The organism is Kitasatospora putterlickiae, assembly GCF_039527695.1.
GTDB lineage: Bacteria > Actinomycetota > Actinomycetes > Streptomycetales > Streptomycetaceae > Kitasatospora > Kitasatospora putterlickiae.
Genome location: NZ_BAAAKJ010000048.1, coordinates 1 through 2,152 on the forward strand (window position 1 = coordinate 1; position 2,152 = coordinate 2,152).

Sequence of the window (2,152 nt, forward strand, 5' to 3'; positions counted from 1 at the left end):
GGGCGCCGCCCTCGTTGATCAGGTCCTCCAGCGCGGAGCGCAGCGCCTCGCCGAACTCCGGGTCCATGGTGCCCGCGTTGTCGGCCGCCTCGCCCGGCCCGGTCGGGCGGGGGAAGAACAGCGGCCACTCCTCGGTGGTGTTGAAGACCCCGGCGAAGGGGGAGTCGAACAGTGGCGCGTCCTCGGCCGCGCGGGCCTCCTGCTCGGCCCAGAACGCCCGGGCCTCGACGATCTCCCGCTCGCGGTCGGCGGCCAGCGCGTCGGCGACGGCCCGGCGTATCGCCGCCTCGTCGACGGCCGGTGCGGCGGCGGCGCGCTCGTCCAGCCGGCGGGAGATTCCCCGGAGGTGGAGCAGTACGGCGGTCGACACGGCGATCAGGATCAGCAGCAGGATGGTGTAGACGGCGCTCACGGAACGTACTCCTAGCGAGGAGTGGAACGGGGTTACGCCTCCACAGTGCCGCATCCTGCCCTGTTACCGCAGTGGCGAATGTCCACTTTGTCCATGACTTTCGCTCTTGTCCCCAAATTGTTAGGTAGTGCCGGTCTACGCTGCGGAGTTGATCCGCTCCGCACCGTTGATTTCCGGTCCCGAAATGACGGAAAAGAGGGCCGGATCGACCTCTCGGTGTGATCCGGCCCTCAATTACGCTGCGTCACTCCAAATGGGTGGTCTGGACCCTTCGGGCTTGACGGGGGAGGGGTGGGGCGGACTCAGCTGAGCCGCTCGATGACCATCGCCATGCCCTGGCCGCCACCGACGCACATGGTCTCCAGACCGAACTGCTTGTCGTGCCACCGCAGGGAGTTGATCAGGGTGGTGGTGATCCGGGCGCCGGTCATGCCGAAGGGGTGGCCGACCGCGATCGCGCCGCCGTTGACGTTCAGCCGGTCCAGGTCGACGCCGAGGTCGCGGTAGGACGGGATCACCTGGGCGGCGAAGGCCTCGTTGATCTCGACCAGGTCGATGTCGCCGATGCCCAGCCCGGCCCGCTTGAGCGCCTGCCGGGAGGCCTCGACCGGGCCGTAGCCCATGATCTCGGGGGAGAGCGCGCTGACACCGGTGGAGACCACCCGGGCGAGCGGGGTGATGCCCAGCTCGCGGGCCTTGGTGTCGGACATGACGACCAGCGCGGCGGCGCCGTCGTTCAGCGGGCAGCAGTTACCGGCGGTCACCGTGCCGTCGGGGCGGAACACCGGCTTCAGGCCGGAGACGCCCTCCAGCGTGACGCCCGCGCGCGGGCCGTCGTCCGTGCTGACCACGGTGCCGTCCGGCAGCGTGACCGGGGTGATCTCGCGCTCCCAGAAGCCGGCCTTGAGGGCGGCCTCGGCGAGGTTCTGCGAGCGCACGCCGAACTCGTCCTGCTCGGCGCGGGTGACGCCCTTGAGCGCGGCCAGGTTCTCGGCGGTCTGGCCCATCGCGATGTAGGCGTCCGGCAGCAGTCCGTCCGCACGCGGGTCGTGCCACTCGCCGCCCCCTTCCTCCGCGCGCCGGGCGGTGCGCGCCCGCGCCTCGTCGAACAGCGGGTTCATGGTGCCCGGCAGGCCGTCCGAGGTGCCGTGGACGCTGCGCGAGACGGTCTCCACGCCGGCCGAGACGAAGACGTCGCCCTCGCCGGCCTTGATCGCGTGCAGCGCCATCCGCGTGGTCTGCAGCGAGGAGGAGCAGTAGCGGGTGATCGTGGCCCCGGGCAGGTAGTCCATGCCCATCTGCACGGCCACGACGCGGGCCAGGTTGTGGCCCTGCTCGCCGCCGGGCAGGCCGCAGCCGAGCATCAGGTCGTCGATCTCGCGGGGGTCGAGCTGCGGCACCTCGGCCAGGGCGGCCTGGATGACGTGCGCGGTCAGGTCGTCCGGGCGGACGTCCTTCAGCGAGCCCTTGAAGGCCCGGCCGATCGGCGAACGGGTGGCGCTGACGATGACGGCTTCGGGCATGGCGGGCTCCTCGCTGAGTGGCGACGGACAGGCGTCCGGGAGGAAAGTTACCGTCTGGTAGGTCGGTCGTCACCCGCCCGAGTGTGTGAGCTGGCCGACGTGTTCCCGCCGCTCGGGCGGTCCCCCGCGCGGGACTCCGCGGCGCCCGGCAGGCCGGCCCGCAGCCGGTGGCGCAGCAGCGCCCAGGGCCCGAGCACGCCGACCGACATGAGGTTGC

General features: G+C 71.5%; 1 protein-coding gene and 1 pseudogene. Both read right to left on the reverse strand.

Annotated elements, in window-relative coordinates; genetic code table 11:
• Nucleotides 1-412, reverse strand: a pseudogene (locus ABD308_RS05885) (hypothetical protein); the annotation flags it as partial.
• A gap of 302 nt (nt 413-714) precedes the next feature.
• The gene (locus tag ABD308_RS05890) at nt 715-1,935 is read right to left on the reverse strand and encodes an acetyl-CoA C-acetyltransferase (protein ID WP_344327921.1); all 1,221 of its coding nucleotides are present in this window, start codon (nt 1,933-1,935) and stop codon (nt 715-717) included.
• Nucleotides 1,936-2,152 lie beyond the last annotated feature (217 nt).